At 44.1% G+C, this 7,490-nt stretch carries 8 protein-coding genes; all 8 read right to left on the reverse strand.

What is annotated here, in order from left to right; genetic code table 11:
* Nucleotides 1-297: 297 nt before the first annotated feature.
* The 8 genes from QUB70_RS30730 to QUB70_RS30765 all read right to left on the reverse strand — a co-directional run bounded on the left by QUB70_RS30730 (nucleotide 298) and on the right by QUB70_RS30765 (nucleotide 7,297).
* On the reverse strand, nucleotides 298-984 hold the full coding sequence (locus QUB70_RS30730) for a hypothetical protein (RefSeq protein ID WP_332985523.1): 687 nt from the start codon (nucleotides 982-984) through the stop codon (nucleotides 298-300).
* Nucleotides 985-1,234: 250 nt separating this feature from the next.
* Entirely contained in the window at nucleotides 1,235-1,906 is a 672-nt protein-coding gene (locus tag QUB70_RS30735) for a glutathione S-transferase (RefSeq protein WP_332985525.1), read from the reverse strand.
* A gap of 49 nt (nucleotides 1,907-1,955) precedes the next feature.
* The gene (mgtA, locus tag QUB70_RS30740) at nucleotides 1,956-4,475 is read right to left on the reverse strand and encodes a magnesium-translocating P-type ATPase (protein ID WP_332985526.1); all 2,520 of its coding nucleotides are present in this window, start codon (nucleotides 4,473-4,475) and stop codon (nucleotides 1,956-1,958) included.
* A 311-nt stretch (nucleotides 4,476-4,786) separates the two neighbouring features.
* On the reverse strand, nucleotides 4,787-5,329 hold the full coding sequence (locus tag QUB70_RS30745; RefSeq protein ID WP_332985528.1) for a DUF3122 domain-containing protein: 543 nt from the start codon (nucleotides 5,327-5,329) through the stop codon (nucleotides 4,787-4,789).
* An 89-nt stretch (nucleotides 5,330-5,418) separates the two neighbouring features.
* Nucleotides 5,419-5,883 (reverse strand): rhodanese-like domain-containing protein, encoded by a 465-nt coding sequence (locus tag QUB70_RS30750; RefSeq protein ID WP_332985530.1) that lies wholly within the window; start codon nucleotides 5,881-5,883, stop codon nucleotides 5,419-5,421.
* Between the two features lie 208 nt (nucleotides 5,884-6,091).
* The gene (locus tag QUB70_RS30755) at nucleotides 6,092-6,541 is read right to left on the reverse strand and encodes a pyridoxamine 5'-phosphate oxidase family protein (RefSeq protein WP_332985532.1); all 450 of its coding nucleotides are present in this window, start codon (nucleotides 6,539-6,541) and stop codon (nucleotides 6,092-6,094) included.
* 198 nt (nucleotides 6,542-6,739) lie between these two features.
* Nucleotides 6,740-7,066, reverse strand: coding sequence for a hypothetical protein (locus QUB70_RS30760; protein WP_332985534.1), 327 nt, complete (start codon nucleotides 7,064-7,066; stop codon nucleotides 6,740-6,742).
* A gap of 54 nt (nucleotides 7,067-7,120) precedes the next feature.
* Nucleotides 7,121-7,297 (reverse strand): hypothetical protein, encoded by a 177-nt coding sequence (locus QUB70_RS30765; RefSeq protein ID WP_332985535.1) that lies wholly within the window; start codon nucleotides 7,295-7,297, stop codon nucleotides 7,121-7,123.
* Nucleotides 7,298-7,490: the final 193 nt, after the last annotated feature.

Below are 7,490 nucleotides of genomic sequence, written 5' to 3' on the forward strand. Positions count from 1 at the left end.
CCCTCATTCTCTCCCGGCGCGGTGGCTCTAGTTCTTCTTTTGCCACCGTTCTCATCTTTAGTTAGTCTAAACTACAGCTTCTTGCGTTCGGCAAGTTAGACGTTTCTGCGCGTAAATAAGCGATCGCGATATTGAAAAATTAGTGTTGCTGAATAAAAGTATGATTTACTTGTAGGGGTAATGCCCCCGTGCTTACCCCGTTGATATTAGGGCAACCACGGGGGGATTGCCCCTAAAGATTTCATACTTCTATTCATTAACACCGAAAAATTAAATAGTAAATCTAACGGCTGGGGCTTAATCTGTGAGCAGTTCGTTCGCTTTTTTCTCGTTCATACCAACAAGTAATCTTCTGATATTGACAAGAATTCCAGAATTTTCACAACTCAAAAATATATTACTCATAAATCCACTATCAGTGAAACTCGAATCACCACTTTTAACTCCATTAATTGCTGTTTGCATTTGTTCATAAACATCGCGTAAATCATTCACAACAGGCTGACTAAATATTTTTCTAGGTTGTAGCTTTCCAAAATGATTATTAAAAGCCTTATCAATCCATTTAGATTCGATGCTCCTGTTCCATTGAGCATTAAACTCGGCATTTACATTAGGCGTTGTGCTCAATGATTGATAGGCATGAACAAAAGTTTCCAAAGATCGATAGTTGCCATACAACTCACTAAAAATCTCCTCTTCTATTTCATTTCTATCTTTCCACCATACAAATGATTCTCTTACTGCAAGAGTTACTAATGATGAAAGTGCAGCAGTAGCCAATGTTTTTGAACCATTTTCTGAGCCATTAAAAACAAAATCGAAAAGTAACGGAGCAAAAATAATAGAAAAACTGTATAAAGATAGCTTAAATCGGTCTGATAAATTATTGATCAAAGATTGTAGATATCCATTGATTAAGTTTAACCATATGGACATAAAGAGAAACCCTATCAAAATATCGTACAGAAGTTTTTCCTTCATACCTTCACTACTCAGGGTTTATCGTACCTAAATCTAACTATGTATTATCCAGCAACTCCGGTTCAACTCTTAATTTTAATGGCATATTACAGCTTTTAATGGCATATTACCGCAGATTATCGTACAATGTCAATGCGATCGCCTCAACAATAGAAAGTGTGATGATGTCAAAGGCATCACAGACTTTCCAGCATTATTAACAATCGTTTCGGGCTGAACGCTTCACCTCATTTTATGAAAGGATTTCCACTTAATTCAGCAGCTCGTATTCTCCGCCACGTTCTAATGCACGGCGGTATGCGGGACGCGCGTGAATGCGATCGAGAAAGCCCATCAGTTTCGGTCGGCTGCTGTCCAACCCTACCTGTGCAGCCGCCGCCTCCAATGGAAAGCTCATCTGAATATCGGCTGCGGTGAACTCACTACCAACAAACCATAAGCTTTTCTCAAGTTCTGCTTCTACATAACCCAGATGCAGTGCGATTTGAGGATCGATGAACGATTTATTGACGCGATCCACAATTGACCGCGCGATGGGTCGAGCGAAAAACGGCATCGGACTTGTTTCGACTTGGTTAAAGACTAGCTTCAACACTAGCGGGGGCATCGCAGAGCCTTCAGCATAATGCAGCCAGTAGATGTATCGCAACCGTTCCGGCGTGCCAAGCTCTGGAGCGAGTCGTCCGCCACCGTAACGGTCAACTAAGTATTCGACGATCGCACCGGATTCAGCCAGAGTCAGCGCACCATCGGTAATCACCGGAGACTTACCCAGTGGATGCACTGCACGCAGCGACGCGGGAGCCAGCATTGTTTTCGGATCGCGCTCGTAGCGCTTGACTTCATACTCTAGGTCGAGTTCCTCTAGCAGCCAGAGCACTCGCTGGGAGCGAGAATTGTTCAAGTGGTGGACAGTAATCATGTTTTTCTTCTCAGCTTACCAAAAAATTGATGCGGTAAATTGTGAATGGTCAAGAGTGGATGTGTTGATAGAAAACTCGTTTAACAGTTTCTGCACAGAGAATGTAAAGTCCGACAATTGCTGCCAGCACCAACAGGAATTCGAGCGGCAAGGATTGGAATCCCAGTAAACTTGCAACCGGAGTATAGGGAAGGAAGAGTGCGATCGTGACGATCGCGATCGTTGCCATCAACAAATACTTTCCCGGCTTGCTCGCGAGAATCGACTGCCGCGTCCGAATTACCAGCACAATTATGGATGCAGAAATCACCGATTCCATAAACCAACCAGTTCTAAATTGCGCCTCGTTGGCGTGCAGCAGAAATATCAATGCTCCAAACGTGAGATAATCAAAGACTGAACTGAGTAAACCAAACACCAACATAAATTTGCGGATGAACTTGATATCCATGCGGCGGGGTTTGTTTACCAATTCCTTGTCAACGCGATCGGTGGCGATCGTCATTTCAGGAAAATCAGTCAACAGGTTTGTGAGCAAAATCTGACTGGGCAGTAGCGGCAAAAACGGTAAAAACAGAGAAATACCTGCCATGCTGAACATATTGCCGAAATTAGCGCTCGTTGCCATAAACACGTATTTCAGCGTATTAGCAAACGTCACCCGTCCTTCCTTCACACCCTCAACCAAAACATTTAGGTCTTTTTCCATCAGCACAATGTCGGCTGCTTCCTTCGCCACATCAACCGCACTCTCAACGGAAATTCCCACATCCGCAGCATGAAGCGCCGAGGCATCGTTAATGCCGTCTCCGAGATAGCCCACGACATTCCCCGCTTTTTTCAGCGCGATGATGATCCGCTCTTTTTGATTCGGCTCAACTTCAGCAAAGACATTGGTTTCTCCAACACGATGCAGTAGCGCTTCATCACTGAGTTTTTGGAGCTCTGCACCAGTCAAAACCTTTGGTTTGGGTAGTCCTACCTGTTGAATGATACTGATCGCCACAGCCCGACTATCGCCCGTAATCATCTTCGGGGTGATGCCCAGGGCTACCAAATCTTTGAGGGTGTCAGCAATACCTGGTTTCGGCGGATCGAACAGCGCCAGATAGCCCATAAATGTCATGTTCGTTTCATCGTCTTTGCTGAAGGAATCGCGATCGAAATTGCGGTAAGCAACTCCCAATACTCGAAACCCTTTGCTGCCCAATTCTTCAGCGCGTTGTTGAATCTTGTCCTGCTGCGGCGCAATGTCGATCGTTTTCCCATCACCCGTCTCTACCGTTGAGCATACATCCAGAATATTCTTGAGGGCTCCTTTGGTTACTATCAGATGCGTATTCTCTTGTTTAAACAGGATGCTTAAGCGTTTGCGGTTGAAATCGTAGGGCACTTCATCGAGCTTTTGATAGCCAGAGATGTCGAATGTCTTGTGTTGACGAATCGCTTGGTCGATCGGATTTACATAGCCAGATTCAGACGCTGCATTTAAATAAGCGTAGAGCAAAACCCGATCGCTCTCCTTGCCATCCACATCAACCGCCGAGTGAATTTTCACATCTCCTTCCGTCAGCGTACCCGTCTTATCCGTACAAAACACGTTCATACTGCCAAAATTCTCGATCGCAGCCAAGCGCTTCACAATCACCTGCTTGTTAGCCATTTGCTTAGCGCCGCGAGACAAATTGAGGCTGACAATGGCGGGCAGAAGTTGAGGAGTCAGGCCAACCGCCAGCGCCAGAGAAAATAGGAAAGATTCCAAAACCGGGCGTTTCAGGTAAACATTGGCGGCAAAGATTAGGACAACCAGAATCAGCGTCACCTCCATCAGAAAGTAGCCAAATTTGGTGAGTCCCGCTTCAAATTCGGTTTCCGGCGGCCTAAGTTTCAATCGTTCCGATACCTTGCCAAACTCAGTTTCCTTTCCGGTATACACCACCACTGCTTTGCCAGTACCGCTGATGACATTGGTGCCCATATAAAGGATGTTAGTGCGCTTACCCAAATCGGTTTCTGCGGGCAGAACACCGCTGAGTTTGTCAGCCGGATAGGTTTCTCCAGTCAGCGCCGCTTCATTCACCGACAAATCTTTCGACTCTAAAATTAGGCAGTCACCGGGAATACTATCGCCAGCATTAAGCAACACAATGTCACCCGGAACCACCTCTTCATTGGGGATTTCTTGAGATTTACCGTCCCGCAAAACCGTTGCTTTTACTTGCACCAAAGCCAGTAGTTTCTCAACAGCATTTGTCGCTCCCCGTTCTTGCCAAAATCCTAGTAAGCCGCTAATTAGGACGATCGCCAAAATGACGATCGCATCTGCCGCATCTTTCAGAAATATCGACAGCACGGCAGCAAAAATCAGAATCAAAATAATCGGACTTTTGAACTGGTTGAGCAACAGCGTTAGTGAGTTCGATTTATGTTTTTGTTTCAGGCTGTTCGCACCGTATTCGCTCACGTGTTGTTTAGCATCCTGACTGCTTAAACCTGCGGCTGTAGACTTCACCTGAGCCAGCACCCGATCCGCAGCCAAGCTCCAAAACGTGGAAAGTTGTGGATTCATTGTTTGTTATTTAATACGATTGGCTCTCCTGGGTTTATGGTGTATACGGTATCAAGCACAACTGTTTGTGATTCTATGATGCCCTCGGAGTAAGGATATGCGGTTTGCTTATCACCACAAAATCACGAGAGCCCTACGATTTCTACAAAGTATTGCTACAAAAAAAGTGTTGGGCGGAGTGAAACGGAGGGTTGTGTCTGGGCCTTGTTGCTCAGGTGCGGATCTGTAAGATTGTCTGTGAAACTTAGGGATTGTCAACGGCGACGCACCCTACGGCTACTTCAACTTTGCCAGCAACTTATCAACCGAACCTAATTTCCTGAAGAAAAAATGGTTTGCCACTCTTGCAGAAAAAGTGGTGGAACTGATAGATTAATGGCTTCACCGTCCATCGCTGATAGCGTCAACTTTAGGGGGTTTTCTGGCTGTAACTCCGGTAATAACGGCTGAATATCATACTGACCTACATTAGATTCTGGAGCAGACAAATCAGTGAAAATAATGCTGGAGGTATCATTAGCAGTAAGTGTTTTACCCATTGAATTAGTCAACAATAAGGGTTTAGTACGGTCGATTTTTGCCACACCTGGGAAACCTACTAAACGCAGTTCAAAAGTCATTTTGCCATTAGGAGAAATCCTTTTAAAAGCGATCGTCTGCCAGCTATTGCCATGCTGATCTTTGAGGTTCTGCCGAGATTGGTAAACCATTTGGCTTGGTGCTTCCTCCAGTTCTGTAATTTCTGCAAGTGCCTGGGCATTAGTAAATATTCCCAACCCCAGAAATACAGTTAAAACTAAGGCTCCCAGTAATAGTAACTGGGAAATTATTTTTCCAACAAAACGTCCGAACATAAATATTGCCCTCTTTGAAAAACTGAGTGAATCGTCTTTTCCCTAGCTAGTTATGCTGGATTAGGTTGAGTATCATAAATACTTACATCCTACTTTTCTAAAGGTTCTCCTGCCGCTTTCCAACCTTGAATACTAGGAGGAAAACCCCTCACGTTAGTATATCCTAACATTTGCAAAGTCATAACTCCCATTGCGCTTCTATAACCAGTTGTGCAATAGAGAATTACAGGGTGACTTTTGGGAATTTTATCAAGATTTGCCATTAAAGTTTCCAAGGGTATATTAATAGCGCTTGGAATGTGACCGGAGGTATATTCAGAAGGTTGTCTGACATCTATTAATGAAGCATTATCATTTTTGACAATACTTTTGAGAGCTTCTGTATTTTTAATCGTGTAATAATCGCGAGGAAGAGAACTCAAAAAATTATCGATGGTTTCTGATAATTGAGCTTGGGGCATTGAACTAGCTGCTATGACTGGCATTGGTGCGATCGCCAAAAAACAAATACATGATAGCGTTCCCACCAATAATGTTAAAAAAAATTTCCTCATATTCTTTTTTTTCTCCTCGATCTCACTAATTTTTTTTAACTTAAACCTAAAAACTTTTGTTATGTCTTGTTTATAACCGATTCTATATCCTATCGCATCCCTCTTAAGAAGGGGATTTTAAGAATATCCTATCCCTTCCTTCTTAAGCAGGGCTGTTTCGTTTGGGTTATTTCCTAAATAAATTGAACGGATTGATTAATCAGGATCGCTAATGACTGCTTGCTCCATCAGTCGTGCGTCCGGTCATTTCCCCGTGAGAGATGCGGTAGATAGCTATTACCTCTGCACGTCCCCAAGAGTCGATCCAAGTGCGATTGATCGCAGGCGAAAGTGTGGGATTTTCCCCTTTGATTAATTGCATCGCTAGATCGATGTCTTGCTGCTCGGTTAGGCGATCGGCTCTGCCACTCACGATCGCGCTGCGCCAATGCAGCGGATCGTGAATTTCTTCTACCTGTAAGCAGACTTCTGGATTCACGTTTATGTCATGAGTCTTCATGCCTTCGGTTGTAAACAGGTAGATATCGGAATCTTTGAAATAATAGTGCATTGGCATCACGTAGGGTTTTCCTTCGTGTATATAGCCAAGATGACCGTATCCTACTTGTTGTAGAAACTCTTGAATTTCTTTTTGTCCCATTTCATCAATATCTAACATCACTATTCTCCTTTTCAATATTCAGTCAATTAACTTGATTGCAGATGTGTTGGCTGCGACCATACAGTTTGTAGTAAGGACTTTAATCCTCATCAAGCGGACTAAATTCCTCACTACTAACCAATTTTATTCTGAGTATTAAAAATGCTTTTAACACTCCGAAATATCTGCTCCCAGTTGCAGTATCAGCAGTAAACTCTAAGCGCTTTGTTGCTGAAAGATATGACTCAATCGATCGGCATTTTCTCTCAAAATGTGCAAAATACTCCCTCGAATCACCGTTTCTCGGTACATTCGCTCCGCTAAAGCAGAACGATGTGCAGCGCTGAGTTTTCTCGCCGGTGCTGGTTCTCCGGCGATGGTGTAATGGTTGGGAAGTTGGCTCAGAACGTGAGCAATCAGCTTTTGCCGAAATTCATGAATCGAAAAAGCTGACTGATAGGGATGTTCTGGGTAGTCATCTAAGACCTCGCCAATTTCTCGCAGTACCGTCGGCAATGTTAAATTGATTAACTCGAATGACATTTTTACCTCTAAATTATGATTGCTGAGTCCCAAAACATTGCTTGTCGGCGTTGATTAAGCGGGCATATCTGCATGACAAAAGCCACAACGCCAGTACAGCCCTCCCGATCGCATATGTCGGACTAAAACAGTAGAACAGCACAGACAAGTATGACGGCTGTTCATGCCGCACTCGATCGCTGGTGTATGTAAAACTTGCTCGGTGCGATCGGCTTTTAAGTGCCTTGACAATGGGATTGCATTAGTCAATAAAGTCTTCATCTCATATCTTTAGTCGATCGAGTTAACTTGCCGTTTTTTCCCACAAAGCTTTTACAGATCAACACGCTTGGGTTAGCGCTGTTGATTGCCCGGAGATCCCCCTAAATCCCCCTTAAGAAGGGGGACTTTGAGAGCTTTCTTGTCCCCCCCTTTTTAAGGGGGG

The organism is Microcoleus sp. A003_D6 (assembly GCF_036702825.1).
In the GTDB taxonomy this organism is placed as follows: domain Bacteria; phylum Cyanobacteriota; class Cyanobacteriia; order Cyanobacteriales; family Microcoleaceae; genus Microcoleus.